Consider the following 23,429-nt stretch of genomic DNA (forward strand, 5'->3'; position numbering starts at 1 on the left):
TGGGAGGGTGTGAATCACTCGCTCCGTATGTAGAAAAGCTATATATAGAAACGCTAACTATAAAGCCCTGACTGCTGACATCGGCGTGATGACGCATGATGTGCGGCGACATCTTGCCGATCACGCGGGAAGCCGGGCCAGAATCGCACGGAGACCAAGCTCGGCCAGAACCTGCATCACCTTCTCTGCCGAGGCTTCGTCAGCAGGCATGACACGCATCTGATTGTCGACAAAATCAAAGCTTGCCGTCAGACCATGCCCGCCAAGAGCGTCTTGCGCTGCCTTGGTCGCAGCCCACTGCCGCAGATGCAGACGAGAGACTTTGCCGACGCTGGTCAGGGGGAGTTTCTCGACGACAAGAATGCGGGTCGGTCGCGCCTGCGGGTCGCTGATCGCATTGCGCAAATGGGCCTCAAGCGCGTCGGTGGCGATGCGCTGACCCGCGCGAGCGGTGAGATACAGCACCGGCACTTCACCCGCATAGCGGTCGGGCATGGCGACGGCCGCGCTATCGGCAACCCCAGGAAAACTGTTCGCAGCGATCTCGATCTCGGCGGGATCGAGATTGTTGCCCGCACGGATGATGACATCCTTCGCGCGCCCCGAGATCGTCACGGTTCCGTCCGCCGCAATGTTCCCGATATCGCCGGTCTCGAACCAGCCTCCGGGCAGAAACCCCTCGGCCGCGTTTAGTCCGGCATAGCCGCGAAAGACCTGAGGCGCACGAATGCAGATCGTGCCAACTGCGTCGGGTGCGTTCGACACAACTTCCGAGCCAAATGGTCGCACCCCGGCCTCGACGCCCGAAGCAAGTTGCCCCGCCGTATCATAGTCAGGCGAGGTTCCAAGGCGGGCGGTCGCGATCAGGCCAGCGGCCTCGGTCATGCCGTAGATCGTGTGAACCTGCAGCCCGAACTGCTTTTCAAACGCAACCCCTGCCGTCGCGGGCATCGGTGCGCCGCCCGTGGCACAAAAGCGCACAGAGCTCAGGTCGGCGCCGTTCAAAGGCACGTCCAGCAGCGCCACGAGCGAGCTTGGGATGCCGCCGATGATGGTCGGGCGCAACGTCTGGACGATTTCCCAATGGCGAGACAGGACTGCGGGGTTGCGCAGGCCGGTTTCGCTCAGAAGCAGCACCTCTGCGCCCCGGATCAGGGGGCCGAGCGCCAGCAGGTTTGCGCCTGCGACGTGAAAGAAGGGCAGCGCGTTGACGATCCGCGTCGCCCCGTCCATCTGCCAAGCGTCGGCGATCCCATGAGCTGAGGCCAAGAGGTTCGCATGGGTCAGCGGCACAACCTTGGATTTGCCTGTCGTGCCCGCCGTATGAAACAGCGCCGCCAGATCGTCCGCCTGCGGGTGCCGCCCCTGCAACTGACCCGAGGGATGGGCCGCAATCAGAGCGCGCACCGCGTGCTCGCCGGCCCGCACGCGCCCGGTCGTGACGGTGGCACGCAGGGACGGCACCTGCACCTCGGCCAGTTTTTCGGCGATCTTCAGGCCGGACTGGTGGCCCGTCACCACGATTTCGGAGCCGACCGCGTTCATGCAATCGGCAATCCCGGCGGCATCGAGGAGGTAATTCACCGGATGCGCCACGCCTGCCACTTCGGCGGCCAGCAGCGCGATCAGCCCCTCAATGGTCGAGGGGGCCAGGATCGTCACCACGGGGCGGTCATGTCCCGCAATCGCACGGAAGGCGTTGGCCAGCGCAATGACCTGCGCCTGAAGTTCCGCATGGGTCACGAAGCTTGGCTGGACGTCGTCAAATTCCAGCTCGGCCAAGTCGAAAAAGCGGATCGCGCGTGAAGAAGGCGCCGCAACGGCGCGGAGCGCAGAGAGGATGTCAGCCATGATCCCCCTCCCCGGCCAGCGCGCCATAGGTCACGTTTCGGAACATGAAGCGCAGATGATTGCGCGCGCTTGGCGCGGCGGCCATGAAGATGGCGATCAACTTTTCCTCGGGGTCGATCGTGAAGGTGGTGCCGTTGAAGCCCGACCAGTTCACATCGCCTTTGCTGCCTTCGACATAGGCCTCGCCATTGCCAAGACGAACGGCAAAGCCAAGACCGAACCCATAGCCCGGGCCGGTGAAAGCATCGGGACCGCCGTCCAGCCGCTGTGAATGATCGGAGGTCATCAACCGCACGGTTGCGGGCGAGAGAATGCGTTGGCCGTTCAGCTCACCCTCATTCAGGATCATGCGACAAAATTGCAGGTAATCCGAAGCTGTCGAAACCAGCCCGCCGCCGCCGCTGAGATAACCGTCGCCGCGCGGCTTCTCGACTCGCATCCAGCCTTCGGTGAAGGGCTTCATCGGGTCGCCATCGGGCACCTGAGCCAGACGGTGAACATCATCGCCGGAAACCGCAAAGCTGGTTTGGGTCATCTGAAGCGGCGTAAAGACGCGGTCCTGCAACACCTGGGAGAGAGGGAGCCCGCTGACCCGTTCCAGAATGAACCCCAACAGGTCGATGCCGACACTGTATTCGAAGCGGCTGTTCGGCCGGAAGGCCAGCGGAATTTTCGCAAGCCGGGTCAGCATCTCGGACGCCGTCATGTCGGAACGGATCTGCTCGATATCCGCCTCGCCATATTGCTTGCGGATCGCCTCGCTCGCGGCGCCAAACATGGCATAGGTAAAACCGCCCGCATGGCGCAGCAGATCATAGACCGTCGGCTGCTGAGGGGCCGTGACGGGCAGACCGTCCCTGCCATGCACTTTCAGGTCGGCAAGCTCGGGCAGATAGGTCGCAATGGGCTCATCCAACCCGATCAGGCCTTGCTCGACATAGGTCATGATCGCAACGCTGGTCACCGGCTTGGTCATCGAGGCGATGCGGAACAAATCGTCGGTCGTGGCGGCGCGCGAACCTGCCGCATCACTATGGCCATAAGCCTGATGCAGAACGGTCTTTCCGTCCTTTTCGATCATCAGGACACCGCCCATCAGAGTGCCCGCGGCAATCTCGCGTGCCATGAAATCGGCCATGCGGGTCGTCAGCGTATCGCTCCTCATCTGATCCGCGAAGACGCGAATAGGCAGCGCCGCCATGGCAAGGCCTGCGCCGGTAAGGCGCAGCATGTCGCGGCGGGCAAGACCCGAACGGCGCGGGAGGGATTGGGTCATTGCAGATTTCTCCATTTGGCACCGTCACGAATGATGCGGCCACTGCGTTCAAGCTGCAGCAGCTGCGCCTCGATCGTGCGGAGGGCGACCGTGCGGGTGCTGTCGCCAAGATTGCTGTAAAGCGCGGTAACGATGTCTTCGGTCGTTGCCGGTCGCTCGGCGACCAGATCCCGGATATCGCGCTCGCGCTGATCCATTCGCTCGAGGAGGAAATCGAGGAAACGGCGCGTGTTGCGCACAGCCGGGCCATGGCCGGGCAGGAACTGGCGGGCGCGCAAGGTAGACAGGCGTTGCAGCCCCTCGCGATAGGCACCGGGGTCGCCTTCGGGGGCGAGGATCGAGGTCGGGGCCCAACCCATGACATGATCGCCCGAAAAGATCACCTCATCCATGCGAAAGCAGAGGTGATCGGGCGTATGGCCGGGGGTTGCGATGACAGTCAGGCCCGCAATCTCATCCCCGTCAGAAAGCTGGTGATCGACGTTGAAGCCGTGATGGGAGGCGCCTTCTGCGCGGGCCGAGGCCACTGGCGCGCCTGTCATCCGCACCAGATCGGCAACGCCCGCGCTGTGGTCACGATGGTCATGGGTCAACAAGATCATCGACACAACACCGCCCCCCGCATCAATCAGCGCGCGGGCATGGAGCGCATCGACTGGGCCGGGGTCGATCACGACCCGCGCCTGCCCGCTTTCGACGACATAGCTGTTTGTTCCGTGATAGGTCATGACGCCGCCATTAGGCGCCACGACCCGTTGGATCTTCGGGGTGACGCGCGTGGCGCCACCCCGAATGGGTTCGGGTTCACTGATGAACATGGTTCCTCCGCTTCAGAACCGGCGGCGCAGGCCGATATTGATCTCGGTCCTGCCCTTGTCCTTGACGTCGGTCTGGATCGGAAAGCTGCCGAAGCGGGATTCCAGCACACGCCCCTTGAAGCTCAGATCGCCCAGAAGGCGGGTGTGGCGCAGCTCGGTCGTGATCGACAGGCCTTCGGCCCCCGGCACATCGTAGGAAAAGCCCACCATGAGTTGCGCCGCAGCGGCATTGTCGCTGCTGTCATGGCCGACACGCTCAACCGCATTGAAGGTCTGAACCTTATCCCATCTGATATGAGCCCAGCCCACGCCGCCCCCGACATAGGGGGTGATGCCCGCGAAGATCCCGCCATCTACCGGCTGGAAGTCGTAATACAGGTTGGCAAAAACCGCCGTCTGTCGGAAGCTCCCATCTGTATCGGCATCCGTCAGCGCCCCCGCAGTCGCGCGCTTGTAGTTGGCGCGGCGATAGTTCAGCTCCAGCTCGGCGCGCCAGTTGCTGTCGAAGCCATAGCCAAGGCCCAGATTCACGCCATAGCCCGGATCAGCGGCGATATAGCCACCCGGCTGACGCCCGAAACTGGTGTCGATCCCGCGGATATCAGCATCGTCCAAATGGGCATAGGACAGGCTGGCGGCGAAATAGGGTCCGGTTTCGGCCGAGGCGGTCGTAACCGCCCCAAAGGTTGTCGCAGCGGCAAGCGCAAGGATCATCAGTCGCGCCATCTCAGTTCACCTTCGCTTCGCGGACATTGCCGTTCATGCGGTCGGTCAACGACAGCGCCATGGCCGAGCCCAGCATCTGGTGCACCCGTGCCGTCGGATATTCGCCGGTCAGGTAAATAAAGCGGTCGACATCACATTTATCGGCGACATCAAGGCAGGCCTCTGTCGCATTGGTCAGCCCAAGGCGCGAGCCGTTCGCCTCGATATCCTTGACGAAATCGTCAAAGCTCCAGCGGATCAGGGTAAAGGAACCGTCGTCGATCTTGTCCAACATGGCATCGAACTGGCGGTTGTATTCATCCGACAACATGGTCGCGCGGGCCGAGGCTTCGGGGCCATAGGCCAGCACCGCAGGCGATTTTCCGACATCGATGAAATCGGGCGCATAGATGGTCTTGGCACCGTTTTCGACCAGACGTTTGATCTGCAGCTCGATTCCGTCAACCGCGTCGCTCAGCGTCTTGCGCGAGGTCGCATCGTCCATTTCCTGAACGGCCTTGATCACATCATTGCCGCCGATGAAGACGAAATAGAGGGCGTTCGGGTCGGCCTTGCCGCCATTCCGCTCAAGGAAAGCATCCACCTGAGCGGGCAGATCATGAGGACCATGCCCCCCGGCCAGCGCATCAGCCACGGCAAAGTTGGTGCCGCCGGTCTTGGCGGTCAGATGCATCGACGGCTCTGCCGCCATACCCAGCCAGCGCGCCAGTTCTTCAACCGCGACCGGGCCATTGGTGGAACGGTTCTTGTAGAAGGGTGCCGGGCGATCCTTGCCAAGTTCGGCATTGTAGTTGCCGGTATCCGAAAGCGCGCCGCTGAAGGCGATCATCTGCGAGAACTCTTCCGCCGAGGCAAGATGAACGCCTGCGATGGTCGAAGCCAGAAGGGTCGAAGCAAAAATGGTCTTGAACATAGTAAATCTCCGTTGCTCTTTGAAAAGGGGGATCATTTCCGCCCGAGGATGGTGGCTAGCTCAGTGCTGACAGCACCGCTGTTCTTGGGGGAAAGCATGGTCAGGTGGTTGCCGGGGACCCAGGCCACCTCGCAGTCGGCATGGCTGAGGTTGCGCCAGCCAAGCGTCGAATGGGTCACGGGCACGCCCGCGTCATCCGCCACCGAGTAATCGTAATCGACGTGGAAATCCGCTGCGCGAATGACCGAGATCGGGGCCGCCACACGCTGATCTGTCTGGAATTGGACGCGGGAATTCGCTTTGAAGACATTGACAAAGCCCGTCAGCAGATCGCGCGCCGCCGCGGCCGGAAGCAGGCCCGCATCGGCGAGGCTCTGGGCGGCATGTCCCTCGGCATCTTTGGCGGTGCGGAGATCGGCGGCGGCCAGCGTCATGGAGACCTCGGCACTGTCGGCAAGGATCTCCGCGATCTTGGCCAGCCAATCCGCATTATCAGGCGCGCGTCCCTCGATCCGGTTCAGCTCGCTGCCTTTTGTCAGAGGCGCCGGGGCGTCCATGACGACGACGCGGGCAACAGTATGGCCCGAGGCCTCCAGCAAGCGTGCGGCCTCATAGGCCACCAGAGCACCGAAGCAATGACCAGCCAGAAGATAGGGGCCTTCGGGCTGGATCTGGCGGATGGAGGCGACCATTTCCTGCGCCGCATCTTCGACCGTTTCATGGGGCGGCAGCATCCCGTCGGTCCCCCGCAGTTGCAGGCCGATGAAACGCACCTGCCCGTCGAGATGCGAGGCAATGCCTTGATAATACAGCGTGCTCCCGCCACCACCCGCGATGCAGAAGAGTGCAGGCAATTCCACGCCGCCCGCATTCATCGGAACGACCGGCGACCATTGCGCCTCGCCCTGCCCCAATTGCTCGGCCAGTTGGGCGACGGTCGGGTTGCGAAACAGGGTCGCGGTCGGTAGCTTTTTCCCGAAGGCCGCGCCGATTTCCGACATCAGATGCACTGCCAGCAACGAATGCCCGCCAAGCCGGAAGAAATCGTCACGGATACCGACCGCCTCGGTCCCGAGCACCTCTTGCCAGATCGCGATGAGGCGGCGCTCGGTCTCGTTGCGGGCCGGGACCAGCTCTTCATCCTCGCGGACGATGACAGGCTCGGGCAGCAGAGCGTGGTTCACCTTGCCGTTCCCGTTCAGCGGCACCGCATCGATCTGCATGAAGGCCGAGGGCATCATGTAATCGGGCAGCGCCTGCGCCAGATGATGGCGCAGATCGGCCTCGGACATGGGCGAGCCGTTTTTCGTCACGACATAGGTGACAATCCGGCGGCCCAGCTGGGGGTGATCCTGAGTTACCGCCACGGCCGTCTGAACCGAGACATGACGGCACAGCGCGCCCTCGATCTCACCCAGTTCGATGCGGAAACCGCGAATTTTCACCTGTTTGTCGTTGCGGCCCAGATATTCGATGTCGCCGGTGGAGGTGTAGCGGGCAAGATCGCTGGATTTGTAATATTGCCTCCCATCCGTGCCGGTCACGAATTTCTCGGCGGTCAGGTCGGGGCGGCCCAGATAGCCAAGTGCGAGGCCCGGCCCGCTGACATGGATTTCCCCGGTGACGCCGATCGGCACGGGGCACAGACGGTGATCCAGCAGGTCCAGCCGGAGGTCAGGGATCGCAACACCGATCTGGCTGCGGCTACGCTCAAGGTCCGCGGCCTTGGTGATGCGATAGGACGCATGGACCGTGGTTTCGGTGATCCCATACATATTCACCAGCAGCGCTTTGTCGTCGCCATGCCGCGCGACCCAAGGCATCAGGCTTTTCAGATCCAGTGGTTCCCCCGCGAAGACGATGGCACGGATCGCGAAGCTTTCGGGCTGCGCGCGGGCGCCTTCCTCGGTCACGAACAGTTTGAAAGCCGAAGGGCTTTGGTTCAGGATCGTCACGCCCTGATCGCGGACCAGATCGACGAACAGCGCGGGCGAGCGAGAGACCAGATAAGGCACGATCACCAGCTTGCCGCCGTGGGTCAGCGCGCCCCACATCTCCCAGACTGAGACGTCGAAGGCAAACGAATGGAACAGGCACCAGACGTCATCCGCCGCGAAGCGATACCAATGGTCGGTGTTCAGAAACAACCGCGCGACGTTTTCATGCGTCAACTGCACGCCCTTCGGTCGCCCCGTCGTCCCCGAAGTATACATGACGTAGATGCGGCTCTTCAGATCGGCCAGCCCTTGCGGGTTCTGGTCCGGCCAGTCGCCTGCGACATCGGCATCGATCAGCTCGACACGTTCCGCACCCGCATTCTCGACCGTCGCGCGCTGTTCTGGCTGATGGACGATAATCGCGGCGGCGCTGTCGCCGATGATGTAGTTGACGCGATCCTCGGGCAGTGACGGGTCAAGCGGCAGATAGGCCGCCCCCGCTTTCAGGATGCCAAGGATACCGACCAGAATGTTGAAGTTGCGGTCCGAGCACAGGCCGACCAAATCTCCGGGCTTCACGCCCTTGGCGATGAGAAGATGCGCCAGCCGGTTCGCGCGACGGTTCAGATCAGCATAACTCATCATCTCGCCGTCACAGACCAGTGCAACGGCATCGGGGGTTGTCGCCGCCTGCGCTTCGAACGCCTCATGAACGCAGCGGGTCGCTTTTACCGCCGGGGCAACCGGAGCGCTGAACTGCGCGATCAGATCGAGCGAGCTTGGGCTGACGACCGGCAGATCGTCGATCGCGCGGTCCGCATCCGCTGCAAGCCCTTGCAACAGCGTCACAAAGTTCTCGGCCAGGCGCGTGATCGTGTCTGCTTCAAACAGTGCGGTGTCGTATTTTACAACGCCGCGGAAGGTCTCGCCAACCTCGAACATCTCAAGGTCCAGATCGAACTGGCCGACTTGCTGGGGGATGTCGACATACTCTGCTGATAGCCCAGCCCAATCGGCACGACCCGCCATCAGCTCCATGGCGCCACCGGAACGCTGCGCCTTTTGCAGAACGAACGAGGCCTGAAACAGCGGCGTGGTGCTCGGGTCACGCTTGACCTGCAGCTTCTCTACAATTGTCGGGAAGGGCAGATCATCATGGGCCAGAACCTCCAGAACCTCTGCATGGGTCGCCCGCAGGAAGTCGGCGGCTTTGACGTCGCGATCAACCTGACCGACGACAACGACCGGGTTCACGAAGTAACCGACGACACCCGCCGAGTGCCCGTCGCGGCGACCGGCCGAGCGTGTGCCGATCGGGATGGTCGTTTGTCCGGTATAGCGGGCAAGCAGGATCTGATAGGCACCCAGCAGCAAGGAAAAGCTGGTCGTCCCAAGATCACGCGCCAGTTTCCCCAGTGCCGCAGAGCTCGCCGCATCCAATGCGAAGCGATGCGCGGCCCCCCCGCCCGAGCGGATCGGCGGGCGCGGGTGATCCAAAGGCAGGTCCAGCGTCCCCTGTACTGCCGTCAGACGGCTTTCCCAGAACTCGGCCAGACGCGCGCCTTCGGAGCCGGAAATCAGCGCTTCTTGTGTCGTGATGTGGTCGATATAGCTCATCGGAAGGGCGTCCCAACCGATATCGGCGCGCGTGGTTTCGGCCTGATAGGCTTGGCGCAATTCGTCCATCACCAGCCAAAGTGACCAGCCGTCATGGACGATGTGATGGACAGACAGCAGCAAGACGTGATCCTCGGCGCCAAGCTGGAACAGCTCGGGACGGAAAAGCGGGCCTTGCGCCAGATCAAAGGGTTTCGCGACCGCCGCCAGCATCGTTGCTTCAAGGCCGGTCTCATCCGCCGCGGCCTCGGCCAGGACCACATCGCGATAGCCATGCGTGCGCTGCACCAGTCTTCCGTCATCCAGCATGTGGAAGGTCGTGCGCAGCTGTTGGTGACGATCGACCAGCTTCTGAAGGGCGCGTTGCAGCGCGGGCTTGTCCAGCGCGCCGCGGATGCGCAGGGCGAAAACGATGGTATAGGCGGAGCTTTCGGGGGCAGATTCGTGCAAAAACCATAACGCCTGCTGCCCGCGCGAGACCGGATGCTCTGTCATGCTCTGACGTCCTTGGGAGGCCAGAAGTTTCGCCAAAGCCACGCGACGGGCTTCAAGTTCGGGATTTTGAATATTCACATTCATCTTAATTGCTCCCTTCGAGGGTGCCGAATTCGGCTATGGCCTGTTCGATTTCCTCCGCGCTGAGGGTGTCGAGCCGCGACAGCAACTCGCCGATATCCTGCTTGCGAGGCGCCGGGGCCGGGGCCGCTGCGGGTTGGGGCGCATCGTCGGTCGGATCACCGGCCAGACGCTCGGCGATGGTGGTGCAAAGGGCGCGCAGGGCGATCCCCTTCATCAATTCCAGCGTCGGGATTTTCAGGCCAAGCTGACGGTCGATCCCAAGCTGCAACTCCATCGCCATCAGCGAGTCCACCCCCATCGCCAGAAGCGATTTCCCGGTATCGACACCATCGGCAGGCAGGCGAAGGATGGATGCGACGAGTTCGGTCAACGTCGCCGTCACCTTCTGACGCCGCTCGTCGGGCGACAGCGCCGCCAGCGAGAGACCTGCTCCGTCTCCGCCATCTTCGGCCCGTTCGGGCATCAAGTGGCGGTAGCGCGGCGACCCGGCCCATTTGGCGTAGGTATTGCCCCATAGCGCGTAATCCATCGAGGCAGCGGCCATGTTCACCGGGTTCTCGCGCAGGATATAGCCCAGCATCCCGATCGCTTCCTCGGGGCGCAGCGAGCCTACACCGACACGGGCGAAGTGCTTCTCGACCCCTTCGTGCTTGGCGGCCATGCCGACCTCGGCCAAAGCGCCAAGGTTGATCCCGATCCCCGGCAGACCCTGACGCCGACGGTGCTGGACCAGCGCGTCAAGGAAGCTGTTCGCGGCCACATAGGCCCCCTGTCCGGGGCTGCCGAGCAGCGCCGCGATGGACGAGATCACCACAAAGCAGTCAAGCGGGAGCTCTCTGGTCGCCTGATGCAGGTTCCATGCGCCAAGCGCTTTTGGCTTCATCACCCGATCAAGCTGCTCAGGCGTCAACAGATAGACCGGCGCATCGTCCAGCACGCCCGCCGCATGGAAGACCCCCCGCAGTGGCTGGTCCTGCCCTGCGATCAGGCGCATCCCCGTCGCGACCGACGCTTCATCGCCGACATCCATTGTCATCGCCATGGTGCTGGCACCCAAGCGGCGTAGCTCGGCAATCATGTCCAGCGCGCCTTCGGTGTCGATCCCCTTGCGACCGGCCAGGATGACGTGACCCGCGCCGTTCCGCGCCAGCCATTTCGCGATCTCGAAACCGAAGCCGCCGAACCCCCCGGTGACCAGATAGGCACCCGTCCCGTTGATCTGCGGAGCCGCGACCGAGGTCGAAACCGCTGCCGCCTTCGCAACCTCGCCCTGCCCTTCGGCAAATCGGCGCAGCTCGGGCTTGAGCCCGGCCGTCAACTCGCGGGCCTGAACGGCTGCGACGATTTCATCAAGGCTTTGGCACAGACGGGCCGGTGCGCGGTTGAGCAAATCGAGCGCCGCGATGAACAGGTCGCGCCGGTTCTTGGTCGGAGCCTGAAGCGGACCCAAGGGGCGACCGATATGAACCGCCGTCCCGAAATCGATCAGATGTTCCAGCAGCAGCTCGGTCAGTTCCGACATGGTGTCGACACAAATCATGTCGAAGCCCTCGACCGGGATGTCGTGGCGCGACGTGATCATAGCGACCCGTGCCCCGATCATCTCGCCGACCGAGGCCAAAGCCCCCGCCATGCGCGGATCAGTGACCAGCAAGCCCAGTTTCGTGCTTGGTTGGAGATCGGCCAGCTTCAGGATCGAATGGGCCAGCGACAGGGGCAGCAGGCCTAATTGAGCCTCGTCCTCCAACGCCAGCGTCGGCAGTTCCAGCAGTCCAGCCTGTGGCAGACGCACGAAGCGCTGCGGCGCGGTATCGGAAGGCAGGCGCGCCAGGATGCGCTTGCCCGACAGCTGCCCCGAGGTGACGAGCCCCAGCACATCAACCGGAGCTTCGCTGGTTGCGGCCAGAACCTCTATCTCGGCCTGTGCTTCGGGGATCGGGCCACCGGGACGGCGGGCAGATGCCTCTTGCCCAAGGGCTGCACTATCGACGCGGTTGAGGCGGCGGACAACGCGAGTGTCGTCGGTCAGAACGATATCATCTTCGTCGCTCTGAGCCATGATCTCGGCCAAAAGCGCAGGCAGCGCCTCGCCTCCGATCTGAATCATGCGCAGGTCAAGGTCGGCATATTCATTCGCCGCGACCCGCAGCAAACCGAATTGCGCAGCATTGCCAAGCGTTGCCGATTGCGGCGCCTCGGGATCATGGCGGGCAACCACGGTCAGGCAGCGCGTTACGCCATCCTGCGGGATCGCGTGCAGCAAGCCAAGGCTCGCCTCGGCTCGCCTCTGTCCTGTCGGGTCACTCGCAAGAGCTTCGAGCCCGCGGAGATCGACGATTTGACGAAAGCCGTCGGCGGCGAACGCATCATGGGCGATCAGGTGGACGTCGAGCCCCTTGGCCTCGAGTGCTTCGGACAATGACGCGCCAAGCGCGCTGCCGCCCGACAGAATGGCAATGGGCGACAGAGGTGCAGGGTTGCTGCGCACGGCTGCATCGGCCAGCAGCTGTTCGACGCATTCGAAACGCACCATCAAGGCATTCGCGTCGATGGAGGCCGGCAGGCCACGATCTTCGGCCCCAAGACGGCGGGCGGTGATGCCGCGCAATTCCGCAAGAACAGAGCCGTCGTCAGCCAGCAGCCAAAGGTCGGCGGTCATGGTGAGGCCTTCCCACGCCGTGACCTTGCCATAGCAAGTGAATGATGCGCCGGGCCGCTGATGGACCGTGAAGTCCTTGATGCGCGTCGGCACATAGGTGGCGGGTTTGCCATCGGTCGGCAGGGCCGAGATCAGCGCCTGGAAACAGCCGTCGAGCAGCGTCGGATAAAGGATCGCTTCAGACACATCGACACCTTGCGCGGTGATCTGCGCCAGAACCTCCCTCTCGCCCGAGGTCGCGATTCCTGTGACTGACTGGAAGGCAGGGCCATATTGCAGACCGCGCGCCGTCATCGCCTCGTAATGGGCGGCGGGGGACATCCGGCGGTCGCAACGCTTGGAAAGCGCGGCCAGATCGAACTTCACGGTCTCGGCCGGTTCGATCTGCGACATGCGGCCTTCGGCGTGACGCGTCCAGCTTTCCGCTTCAATCGTCGCGGTGCTGTGGATCGAGAAGATCCGCGTATCGGGATCGAACCGCGTCATCATCGCGATCTCATCGCCTTCAGCCACGATCAGGGCCTGATCGAAGCGCAGGTTGCTTAAGTGCAGGGCACGGCCATCGCCCAGCTCCTCGGCCAGTTGCAGTGCAATCTCGCAATAGGCCGCACCGGGCATGACCACGCTGTCTTCGACCTGATGCTCCAAGATATAGGCAAGGCGATTGCGGTTGAACTCGGACCGCCACAGAGGTTGAGGCACGGCCAAGCGGCGGCCCAGCAGGCGCGCTTCATCCGCGCGACCAAGACGGTCGTCGCGGGCAATGGCACTTTCATTCCACAGCTGACGGCGCTGCCACGGATAGCTGGGCAGAGCCACGAAACGGTGTGGGCGGTCGGCATTGAAGCGCTGCCAATCGATGCGCACGCCTTGCACATACAGATTCGCGATACCGCGCAGGATCTGGATCACCTCGGGTTGTTCACGGCGCAAGGTGGCAGCCAGAACGCCGTCAACATTGGCATCCGTCAGACATTCGCGCAACGCAGAGGACAGAACCGGATGCGGCCCGACCTCGAGGAAGCACTCGAACCCGTCATTGACCAGTTCCTGCACCGTTTCCGAGAAGCGCACGCTATCGCGGATATTGCGGCACCAGTAGGCGCTGCCATAATCATCCCCTTCGGCCGGAAGCGACGTGACGGTCGAATACAGCGGGATGACCGGCACTTGCGGCTGCAGGTCGCGCAGACCTTCGTCGAGCGGAGCCAGAAGCGGATCCATGATCGGGCTGTGATAGGCCGTCTCGACCTGCAGCTTGCGGTTGAATACGCCGTCGTCGGTCAGTTCATCCGCAATCTCGGCCAAGGCATCGACATCGCCTGCCAGCGTGATCGTGCGGGGGCCGTTATCGGCCCCGATCGAGACCAGATCCTCGCGCCCCGAAAGATAGGGCAATACGTCGAGCGCGCCCAGGCCTACGGCCAGCATGCCGCCCTCTCCCGCCTTGGTCGCCTGCAGCTTGCTGCGCAGCCAGGACACGCGAACCGCATCCTCAAGCCCAAGAACGCCCGCCGCATAGGCAGAGCTGACCTCGCCCACGCTATGGCCAACGAGTGCGCCCGGTTCGACGCCCCAGCTTTGCAGCAGATGGAAGAGACCGCCCTGCACGATGAAGTTTGCAGGCTGGGCGACATGGGTGCGGGTGACGATGGACTGGTCCTGCGGCTTCAGCATTTCCGCCAGCACCGACCAACCGGCAAGCTTGGTAAAGATGGCATCGACCCGGTCGGCGAAGTCGCGAAAGATCGGCTCTTGCTGGTAAAGCTCGCGGCCCATCGCCCACCATTGGGGGCCCATGCCGGTAAAGACGAAGGCCGGGGACGCGTCCTTGCGGCTGGTCTGCCCCTGGATCAGAGCGGGATCGCCACGGCCTTCAAGGAAGTTTCGCAGCGAGGTTTGAGCGGCTTCGGCGTTGTTCGCGACCACGGCCAGACGATGCTCATAGGCACTACGTCGCGCGGCGGCCGAGAAACAATAATCGGTGAAATCCTGCGCGCTCATCCCCTCCAGTCGGGCGATGCTGGCCTCGGCCAGCGCCTTCAGCGCATCTGCCGAACGGGCCGAGAGCGCCAGAATCTGTGCGCGATCATGGGTCGTGTCGTTCAGCGGTTCGGCTTCAGTGGCGCACTCGAGAATAAGATGCGCGTTGGTGCCGCCATAGCCGAAGGAGTTGATCGCAGCGCGGCCGGGTTGACCATCGGCGCGGGTCGGGAAAGGTTGCAGCTCGCGGGGCAGCGACAGGCCCCAATCGTCAAGCTGCAAAGCCGGGTTCACCTGATCGAGATTGGCGACCGGCGGCACCTGACCACGACGCAGGCACAAAGCGGTCTTGATGACCGCTGCGATCCCTGCCGCCGCCTCAAGATGCCCGATATTTGCCTTTACCGAGCCGACCAGACGCGGCTGATCCGGCATACCAAAAACCGAGGCCAAAGCCTTCAATTCGATCGGATCGCCAACGGCGGTGCCGGTGCCATGCGCCTCGACATAGGTGACCGTCTCAGGGGCGCAGTCGTTTCGCTCCAGCACCTGGCGGATCAGATCGGCCTGCGCTTCGCCATTCGGGACGGTGATACCATCGGTGCGGCCGTCCTGATTGACGCCGCTGCCTCGGATCACGGCATGAATGCGGTCGCCATCGGCCAACGCGGCGCTAAGCCGCTTGACCACGACCACGCCTGCGCCTTCGCCCCGGCCATAGCCGTCGGCGCGTGCATCAAAGCTTTTCGAACGACCATCGCGGGACAGGAAGCCGCCTTTGCACATCGCAATCAGCGTTTCCGGGCGGAAGATGACATTGACGCCGCCAATCAGCGCAAGGTCACATTCGCCGCTCCGGATCGCTTGACAGGCCTGATGCATCGCAACCAGCGAGGACGAGCAAGCCGTGTCCAGTGTGAAGCTGGGGCCATGCAAATCGAGCAGATATGAAAGGCGGTTCGACAGGATCGTCAGGGTCGAGCTCACTGCCGTGTGCTGCCCGATCTGGTGACGGCCAAGCGGGCTGAACTGGGTCAGCATGCCGTCAACCATGAAGCCGCCGATGAAGACGCCGGTATTGCTGCCGGCGATGGTCTCGGCGGGGATGCCCGCATCCTCCAGCGCCTCATGGGCCACCTCCAACAACAGGCGCTGCTGCGGGTCGAGATAGGCAGCCTCACGTGGCGACATGCCGAAATACTCGGCATCGAACGCATCAATCGGCTGGTTCAGAAAGCCACCGTGGCGAACGTAGATCTTGCCGGGCGCTTCGGGACGGACATCGTAGAATTTTTGCAGATCCAGACGATCGGCGGGGATTTCAACGATCCCGTCGCGGCCTTCGGCCATCAGCGTCCAGAAATCTTCGGGGCTCTCAACGCCGCCGGGGAAGCGGCAGCCCATGCCAACAATGGCCAAAGGTTCAGTTGCAGTAGATTTAGGGCGAGCGGTGTCCTCCCGCTCAATCGGGTTTTCTTCAAAATCACACATTTCAATCTCGCAAACTGGTTATGGGACGTGTGAGGTCATCCGGGGCAAGTCACTTGCCACGGCCAAAAAAGGTTCCTTCAAGGTGATTTCTATCGTGCGGAGAAAGCAAAGCCGCTCCGGCGCCGACATGGGGGCCCGCCGTCAAGGCAGGCCGATCTTAAGGGGTTGGAGGGGTCAGGCCCGCATGATCGGACGGCAAATCCGCATCAAAGTGACGAGATTCATCGTCAAGACCAGACAAAGCGCCAGCAGTGCGAACACCCCAAACGCCTCGACCCCGAGCAAATGGAACGAGCCCTTCATCAAGCTCGTCGACAGAAAGGCTCCGATCCCGGCAAGTGCGGACATCAGCACCATGATGGCGGGCATCGCCGACATGAACAGCACGCGCGAGGCGGTGCTTTTGGACACGCGCGGCGCGGAAATTCCCGGCAAACGACGCATCCGGTCCACAATCAGCCCGCCGAGAACCACAAGGACCGCAATCAGGAAAGCATAGCGGTCCACGAACAAAAGACCCTTGCCCCAAGTCGATGCGACCAGATCTTCGCGCCAGCCCGGCTCTAGGATCAGCGGGCGGAGCCGCATCGCAAGGAAGGTCAGGCCAATGCCGCCGACCACAGTCCAGCGCAAGTTGCGCCATTTGAACTCGGCAACGACCTCTCGGTAGTCACGGGCAAGCGCATCGGTCGCGCCGAATTCGGCGAGAACCTGCCGCAAGCAAAACTCGGGGTCGGCGCCTTCGTCAGCTGCCTCCTCGAGCGCTTCGCTCAGGTGGTCGATGATCTCGGCCCGCAGACGATCCGCCATCAGAGGGCCAGCGTAGCTACCTTCGATGATTTCGGAGGTATAGCGCTCGATCAGATCTTCGACTTCACCGGTTCGAACAGCAGCAGGTCGATAGCTGCCACGAAAGTCTTCCAATGATCGCATCTTTCCCTCAGCTGTGTTTTGCCTGCATCGGTCAACGCATAGATACGCCGCTTGCGTCCGCTCGGCGCCTGCTCCCAAGAGCTGGCGATAAGCCCGTTATTCTCAAGCCGATGCAAGGTCGGATAAATAGTGCCTCCAGGCAGATCGAGCATGTTCTGACTGCGACGGCTAATCTCTTTTATAATGGCGTAACCATAGCCTGCGCCGGTGTCGATCACCGACAGAACAATGGTGTCTAGATGTCCCTTGAGCATCTCGGGGTTCAAATCGCCATCTCCGGTTATTGGGCCAACTGGCCGTGAGAAGTTATAGGTAGTTATGCAACTGTTCTATGTAGGCTGCCTTCCTATGTATAGCCTCATTATGTATGGGAGATGTCAGACCAGTCGAGTGCATCGGCACTTGGAAGTTGTGACGATAACAGCGTAGCAGAAGAATTCCCCAAGGACTTCGCTCGGTTCGGCGTTCAGCGCGCACGTCATAGGTGAACTGGCCTTCCAAACCCGGGTGAAAAGCAAAACGCAAACTCGCCACGATATCGGCCAAGAAATGCCGAACGACTCGGTTCGACGCGCGGAATTTCGCTGAGGGCATCAAAAGAAGTCTGCTCTGCGGCATCTTGCGCCTGGGCGCAGGTACGAATCAGGCCCTCCTTGGCCCGATTGCCATCGCGCAAGGAAAGCTCCCCAAGTGGCTGGTGTCGCATCGGAATGAAGGCCGTTCGATGCCGTCCTTGGTAAGTGCGCCGCTGGAGATTTCGTGGGCAGCACGCATGAAAGCCGGACCGCGAAACCGCAAGAGCTTCGCAGAGCCAGTTGATCCTCCCCCCATGAAGTGGTCTGCCGTTATGATTAGGAAACGGAGGATAGAGAATGGCAAACAAGCGACCGAAGCCGGAAGAGATTGTGTCGAAACTGCGGCAGGTTGAGGTCCTGATGGGACAAGGCCTGTCGCGCCTTGATGCGATCGGGCGGATCGGTGTCGTCGAACAGACCTATTACCGCTGGCGGAAGCAGTGAGCCGTTGAAGGCGCCACTGGTCCGAGCCCGACGGCGAACGGTGGGATGGGTGTGGATCAGTTGAAGGAACTGAAGCGGCTCCAGCAGGAGAATGAGCGGCTCCGGCGTGCCGTGTCCGACATGACGCTGGACAAGCTGATCTTGACGGAGGCCGCCAGGGGAACCTTCTGAGCCCCGCTCGTCGCCGGGCCTGCATTGACCATGTTCGCAGTGAGCCCAAGCGTTTCCGAGCGTCGAGCCTGCCAAGTGCTGCGCCAACATCGTTCGACTCAACGCAAGTTGCCGCGAGGGCGGGTTGATGAAGATCGCCTAGTCGCCGACATGATCGCGCTGGCCCGGCAATATGGCAGCTCAGGTTATCGCCGGATTGCAGCTCTGTTGCGGAATGCAGGATGGCAGGTGAACGACAAGCGGGTCGAGCGGCTATGGCGGCGAGAGGGGCTGAAGGTGCCAATGAAGCAACCGAAGAAAGGGCGATTGTGGCTGAATGACGGATCCTGTGTTCGGCTGCGGCCCGAACATCAGGATCATGTCTGGTCTTACGATTTCGTTCATTGCCGCACCGATGACGGTAAGGTGTTCCGGACGCTGAACATCCTGGACGAGTTCAGCCGTGAATGCCTGACGATCAGGGTGCGGCGCAGGCTGAGCTCGACAGATGTGATCGATGCGCTGACCGACCTGTTCATCATTCGAGGAGTGCCAGCCTTCATCCGTTCCGACAACGGCCCGGAGTTCATTGCCGTGGCCGTTCGGGACTGGATCAGCGTCGTCGGGGCGAAAGCGGCTTATATCGAGCCCGGATCGCCTTGGGAGAATGGCTATTGCGAAAGCCTCAATGCCCGCTTTCGCGATGAAATGCTGAACGGGGAGATCTTCTACAGCCTCCGCGAGGCACAGATCCTGATCGAACAGTGAAGGAAGCATTACAACACGAAACGACCACACAGCGCATTGGGCTATCGCCCACCGGCCCCCGAAACCATCGTTCCAATGGACCAAACGCCAGTCATGCACTAACTTTCAAACTGGACCACTCAGGTGGGGCTGATCAGCAGGACAAAATTTTTGACCGTCGCCTTGAGTTGTATCGAGGCGTAATCTCAAAGGTCTACGAAGCGCTTGGGGACTTCCGCTCCGCAGACTTCTGGTTCGATATGGGCGGGCAGGAGGACACAGAGGGGAAGCGCTATGTGGGGCTCGCCACTCAAGCGATTGGCACCGCAACCAATCTTCTCGCCCAAGGCAGGCTCTTTGCATCCGACTCATTTGTTACGGCATTTGAAAAGCTCATGGATACGCAGAGTGAAGGATACGAACTCGGCGACTATTTCGGCGAAACGCTGGTCAGGGTGAAGACGATGCCAGACTTTCTCAAGGAACTTGAGCGCGTCGCAATCAAAGAGATCACATCGGAAGTTGCTTAGATTGTGGTTTGTTTAGCGATTCCGAGTGGTGGAAAAATTGGCACAACGCCCAACCATCGCTCGGCGTAACTATCTAATTTTATTGAACTTTACTGATGAAATGGTGGGCGGTGAGGGACTCGAACCCCCGACATCTTCGGTGTAAACGAAGCGCTCTACCAACTGAGCTAACCGCCCGCCTGCGACAGCACATAGACTGGCGTGGGGGGCTTTGGCAAGCGCACAAACGGACTTATCCGAGAGGCGGATCGCAGACAGGGGCCGACGCCCTGCCCCTCAGCGCGGTGATCTCAGCGCGGTGATCTCATCACGCGACGAAGCCGCGTCCCGGGCCGAGCACCGGATCCGCGCGCGGCCGCAGCGGTGCCGGAGCGGGGGCGCCGCCGCCGTAATGCAGATCCGGGCGCAGGCCGCCCGGCGTCGCGCCAATCGCCTCGAAGGGATCCGAGGCCGCGATCATCGCATGGGCGAGACCCGCCGCGATCACCACGACATCGCCCGCCCGGACGCGCAGAACCTGCCCGCCCGGGCCGCCAAATTGCAGATCAGCCTCGCCTTCGAAGATCCCCAGCACCTTGTGGCTGTTGAGATGATAATGCGGCGCCTCGTCGATCGGGCCGCGCCAGGCGCCGCTCCAGCCATTCACGGCGAATGTGGTGATAAACCATTGCGCGGCGGCCTCGCCGCGCATCGGGGTCACATTGCTGTAGAGAAGCGGCGCGCTCATCTTAGCGACGCAGGCGCGCGATCAGGGACGAGGTGTCCCAACGCCCGCCGCCCATTTTCTGCACCTCTTTGTAGAACTGATCGACCAGCGCCGTGACCGGCAGGCTCGCGCCATTGGCATCGGCGGCCTCGAGGCAGATGCCCAGATCCTTGCGCATCCAATCCACCGCGAAACCGAAATCAAAGCGATTCTCGTCCATGGTCTGGAAGCGGTTCGCCATCTGCCAGCTGCCCGCCGCGCCCTGAGAAATCACCTCGACGACCTCGGGGATCGACAGCCCCGCCTTTTCGGCAAAATGGAGCGATTCCGACAGGCCCTGCACCAGCCCGGCAATCGCGATCTGGTTGCACATCTTGGTGAGCTGGCCCGCGCCCGAGGGCCCGAGCAGGCGGCAGATGCGGGCGTAAGCGGCAATCACCGGCTCGGCCTTGGCATAATCATCACTCGCGCCGCCGCACATCACCGACAAGACGCCGTTTTCGGCCCCCGCCTGCCCGCCCGAGACCGGCGCATCGACAAAGCCGATCCCCTTTTCCGCGGCGATTTCCGAAAGTTCGCGCGTCACCTGCGCCGAAACCGTGGTGTGATCGACATAGATCGCCCCGGCCTTCATACCCGCAAAAGCGCCGTTTTCGCCCAGACAGACCTGACGCAGATCGTCGTCATTGCCGACGCAGCTCATCACGAAATCCGCGCCCTCGGCGGCTTCCCGGGCGGTTGCGGCGCTTTTGCCGCCGTGTTGCGCGACCCAAGCCTCGGCTTTGGCGGCGGTCCGGTTCCAGACCGTGACCTCATGTCCCTTGGCTGCGAGATGGCCCGCCATCGGAAAGCCCATCACGCCCAGTCCCAGAAATGCCACACGAGCCATATTGTCCTCGATTCCTTTACGCGTTCTTTATCTCTGGCGCGTTGATCTGTCGCGCGCCCTGTCCTATCAAGCGCGATGATTTCCATCGACGGGCGGCAGGGTCAACCTCTCGCGCCACAGAAGCAGGATGCCCCAGACCCATGCTGACCCTTTTCCGCTGGATGGTGCGCCTCACCGTGGGCCTGATGGTTGTCGGAATCGTGCTCGTGCTTCTGGCCTGGTATTTCGCGATCCGCTCGCTGCCCGATTACAACGGCAGCTATGAGGTCGCGGGAATCGCCCAGCCGGTCGAGATCGTGCGCACGACCGAAGATGTCCCCCATATCTTCGGGCAAAGCGATCATGATGTCTTCTTCGCGCTTGGGCTTGCCCATGCGCAGGATCGCCTGTTCCAGATGACGGTGCTGCGCCGCGCCGCGCAAGGCCGCCTCTCGGAGATCTATGGCGCGGGTGCCTTTGCCTCGGATGATCTGGCCCGGCGTCTGGGCCTTTACCGCAATGCGGTCGCCTCGGTCGCGGCGCAGGACCCCGCCACGAAAGAGGCGCTTGAGGCCTATGCCGCCGGGGTCAATGCCTGGATCGAGCAGGTCAACCTTGGCGCGCGCGGCCGGGGCGCGCCCGAGTTTTTCCTCTATCCCGATGACATCTCTTATTGGGAGCCCGCCGATTCTCTGGCGATCCTCAAGCTTCTGGCCGCGACCTCGACCGTGCAATTGCGCCGCGAGGTCATGCGCGCCCGGCTGTCCTTGACCGAGCCCAAGCGCGGCCAAGAGCTTCTCGCCGCGCCCTATGAGCCCGCCATACCGACCTATGCCTCGCTCTTTCCCGGCGCGAAGCTGATGCCGCCCGAGCGCGCCTTGCCGCCCTATGATTGGGTGACGGGGCTTGCGGGCTTCATGGCGCCTGCCTCGGGCGCCAGCGCGAATGGCTGGGCGGCCTCGAGCGCGCGCACGGCGGGCGCAGGCGCGTTGCTGGCAAATGACCCGCAATTCGCGCTGACCGCGCCGGGGCTGTGGTATCTCGCGCGGCTTGAGCTGCAGTCCGGCGGCGTGATCGGCGGCACCATCCCGGGGATCCCCGCGATCCTCTCGGGGCGCAATGGCGCGATGGCCTGGGGGCTGACGCCTGCCCAGATCGACGACCAGGACCTCTTCATCGAAGAGGTCCAGCCCGGCGAGGCGAGCCGCTATCGCGGTGACGCGGGCTGGACCGATTTCGCGACCCGCAACGAGGTCATCCGCGTCAAGGATCAGAAGGATCAGGTCATCACTCTGCGCGATACCGCCAATGGCCCGGTCATTCCCGGCGGCCATTTCGGCATTGCCTCGATCCTGCCGCCCGGCCATGTCGCGGCGCTGAGCTGGACCGGCGGACAGGTCGGCGACACGACGATGAGCGCGCTGGTCGGGCTGATGCATGCCAAGACCCGCAGCGAGGCCGCAGCGACCTTGCAGGGCGTTGTCGCCCCTGCCCTGACTTATACGCTCGCCGATCGCGACGGCATCGGCCAGACCCTCGCCGGCGCGATCCCGAAGCGGCCCGCGACCCATGCCACGCTTGGCCGGATGCCGACGCCGGGCTGGGATCTCGCCAACCGCTGGCAGGGCACAGAGCCCGCCCCCGCCGAGCTGACCGATCTCAACCCCGAAAAGGGCATTGTCGCCACCACTGGCGCGGGCCCGGTCATCGCTCATGGCCATCCGCTTGGCTATGACGGCATCGACGACCGGCGGCTCTCGCGGCTGAACCTGCTCATCGACAGCCGCGAGGTCCATTCCCGCGACAGTTTCATCGCCGCCCAGAATGACATGGTCAGCCCGCTGGCCCGCGATCTGCTGCCGCTCATCGCCGCCGATCTGTGGTATTCGGGCGAGCCCGCCGCGCCCGGCACGCCGGAGCGTCAGCGTCAGGATGCGCTCAGCCTGCTTGCCAATTGGGACGGGTCGATGAACGAATACCTGCCCGAGCCGCTGATCTATTCCGCTTGGATGCGCCAATTGCAGGACCGGCTGATCCGCGACGATCTGGGGCCGATGGCCGATGATTTCACCCATCTCTATCCCGATTTCATCGAGCGGGTCTTCCGCGACGTGAACGGCGCCTCGGCCTGGTGCGACATCCGTCAATCGACCGCAACGGTGACCTGCCCGACCATCGCGCGTCAGGCGCTCGATCAGGCGATCTTTGATCTGACCGCGCGCTTTGGCCCCGATGTGCGCAGCTGGCGCTGGGGCGATGTCCACCGCGCGCGCCATGTCCATCCGGCGCTCGGCGATCTGCGCGGGCTGTCCTATGTCGTCAACCTGATCCAGCCGACCTCGGGCGACGATTCGACGGTGGCGCGGGCCTCGATGCGCGGCACCGGCCCCAATCCGTGGATGAACGTGACCGGCGCGGCCTATCGCGGCGTCTATGATCTCGCCGATCCCGACAGCTCGGTCTTCGTGATCTCGACCGGGCAATCGGGCCATCCGCTCTCGCGCCATTACGACGATATGGCCGAGCTGTGGCGGCGGGGCGAATATGTCGGCATGTCGCTTGATCCGGCGCTCGCCCGCGCGGCGGCCGTCGGCGTCACCCGGCTGGAGCCCGCGCCGCGCTGAGT

General features: G+C 62.8%; 13 protein-coding genes, 1 tRNA gene and 1 pseudogene. 3 read left to right on the top strand and 12 right to left on the bottom strand.

Going from position 1 to position 23,429, the window contains the following annotated elements; all coding sequences use genetic code 11:
* Positions 1–120 precede the first annotated feature (120 nt).
* The 9 genes from JCM7686_RS09260 to JCM7686_RS09300 form a co-directional block, all read right to left on the bottom strand.
* A complete protein-coding gene (locus JCM7686_RS09260; RefSeq protein ID WP_020950598.1) occupies positions 121–1,851 on the bottom strand; it encodes an AMP-binding protein in 1,731 nt (576 codons plus the stop codon).
* Positions 1,844–3,127, bottom strand: a complete 1,284-nt coding sequence (locus JCM7686_RS09265) for a serine hydrolase domain-containing protein (protein ID WP_020950599.1) — start codon at positions 3,125–3,127, stop codon at positions 1,844–1,846. Before JCM7686_RS09265 ends, JCM7686_RS09260 begins: the two co-directional genes overlap by 8 nt.
* On the bottom strand, positions 3,124–3,945 hold the full coding sequence (locus tag JCM7686_RS09270; protein ID WP_020950600.1) for an MBL fold metallo-hydrolase: 822 nt from the start codon (positions 3,943–3,945) through the stop codon (positions 3,124–3,126). Before JCM7686_RS09270 ends, JCM7686_RS09265 begins: the two co-directional genes overlap by 4 nt.
* 12 nt (positions 3,946–3,957) lie before the next feature.
* Positions 3,958–4,671 (bottom strand): outer membrane protein, encoded by a 714-nt coding sequence (locus tag JCM7686_RS09275; protein ID WP_020950601.1) that lies wholly within the window; start codon positions 4,669–4,671, stop codon positions 3,958–3,960.
* Position 4,672: 1 nt separating this feature from the next.
* Complete coding sequence (locus JCM7686_RS09280) at positions 4,673–5,584, bottom strand: SGNH/GDSL hydrolase family protein (RefSeq protein WP_020950602.1); 912 nt, start codon at positions 5,582–5,584, stop codon at positions 4,673–4,675.
* Positions 5,585–5,616: 32 nt separating this feature from the next.
* On the bottom strand, positions 5,617–9,633 hold the full coding sequence (locus JCM7686_RS09285; protein ID WP_158442350.1) for a non-ribosomal peptide synthetase: 4,017 nt from the start codon (positions 9,631–9,633) through the stop codon (positions 5,617–5,619).
* Between the two features lie 85 nt (positions 9,634–9,718).
* Positions 9,719–15,778: a type I polyketide synthase gene (locus JCM7686_RS09290; RefSeq protein ID WP_158442351.1), complete on the bottom strand. Its 6,060-nt coding sequence runs from the start codon at positions 15,776–15,778 to the stop codon at positions 9,719–9,721.
* A gap of 246 nt (positions 15,779–16,024) precedes the next feature.
* Complete coding sequence (locus tag JCM7686_RS09295) at positions 16,025–16,660, bottom strand: hypothetical protein (protein WP_020950605.1); 636 nt, start codon at positions 16,658–16,660, stop codon at positions 16,025–16,027.
* A gap of 50 nt (positions 16,661–16,710) precedes the next feature.
* A complete protein-coding gene (locus tag JCM7686_RS09300) occupies positions 16,711–17,049 on the bottom strand; it encodes a PadR family transcriptional regulator (protein ID WP_020950606.1) in 339 nt (112 codons plus the stop codon).
* Between the two features lie 606 nt (positions 17,050–17,655).
* On the opposite strand from JCM7686_RS09300, the pseudogene JCM7686_RS23930 reads away from it, so the two are divergent.
* Together JCM7686_RS23930 and JCM7686_RS24790 are read left to right on the top strand one after the other, a co-directional pair.
* A pseudogene (locus JCM7686_RS23930) lies at positions 17,656–18,822 on the top strand (IS3 family transposase).
* Positions 18,717–19,229 carry a hypothetical protein gene (locus tag JCM7686_RS24790; protein WP_162471791.1) on the top strand — a complete coding sequence of 171 codons (513 nt, stop codon included), beginning with the start codon at positions 18,717–18,719 and terminating at the stop codon, positions 19,227–19,229. The pseudogene JCM7686_RS23930 and the gene JCM7686_RS24790 overlap by 106 nt, the downstream one beginning before the upstream one ends.
* 101 nt (positions 19,230–19,330) lie before the next feature.
* Here the strand turns inward: JCM7686_RS24790 and JCM7686_RS09320 are convergent.
* The 3 genes from JCM7686_RS09320 to JCM7686_RS09330 all read right to left on the bottom strand — a co-directional run bounded on the left by JCM7686_RS09320 (position 19,331) and on the right by JCM7686_RS09330 (position 20,824).
* A tRNA-Val gene (locus JCM7686_RS09320) sits at positions 19,331–19,406 on the bottom strand.
* A 130-nt stretch (positions 19,407–19,536) separates the two neighbouring features.
* Positions 19,537–19,956 carry a cupin domain-containing protein gene (locus tag JCM7686_RS09325; RefSeq protein WP_020950609.1) on the bottom strand — a complete coding sequence of 140 codons (420 nt, stop codon included), beginning with the start codon at positions 19,954–19,956 and terminating at the stop codon, positions 19,537–19,539.
* A 1-nt stretch (position 19,957) separates the two neighbouring features.
* Positions 19,958–20,824 carry an NAD(P)-dependent oxidoreductase gene (locus tag JCM7686_RS09330; protein ID WP_020950610.1) on the bottom strand — a complete coding sequence of 289 codons (867 nt, stop codon included), beginning with the start codon at positions 20,822–20,824 and terminating at the stop codon, positions 19,958–19,960.
* 140 nt (positions 20,825–20,964) lie between these two features.
* On the opposite strand from JCM7686_RS09330, the gene JCM7686_RS09335 reads away from it, so the two are divergent.
* Positions 20,965–23,427, top strand: a complete 2,463-nt coding sequence (locus JCM7686_RS09335) for a penicillin acylase family protein (RefSeq protein WP_020950611.1) — start codon at positions 20,965–20,967, stop codon at positions 23,425–23,427.
* Positions 23,428–23,429: the final 2 nt, after the last annotated feature.

The sequence above is a fragment of the Paracoccus aminophilus JCM 7686 genome, from assembly GCF_000444995.1.
Classification (GTDB): Bacteria; Pseudomonadota; Alphaproteobacteria; order Rhodobacterales; family Rhodobacteraceae; genus Paracoccus; species Paracoccus aminophilus.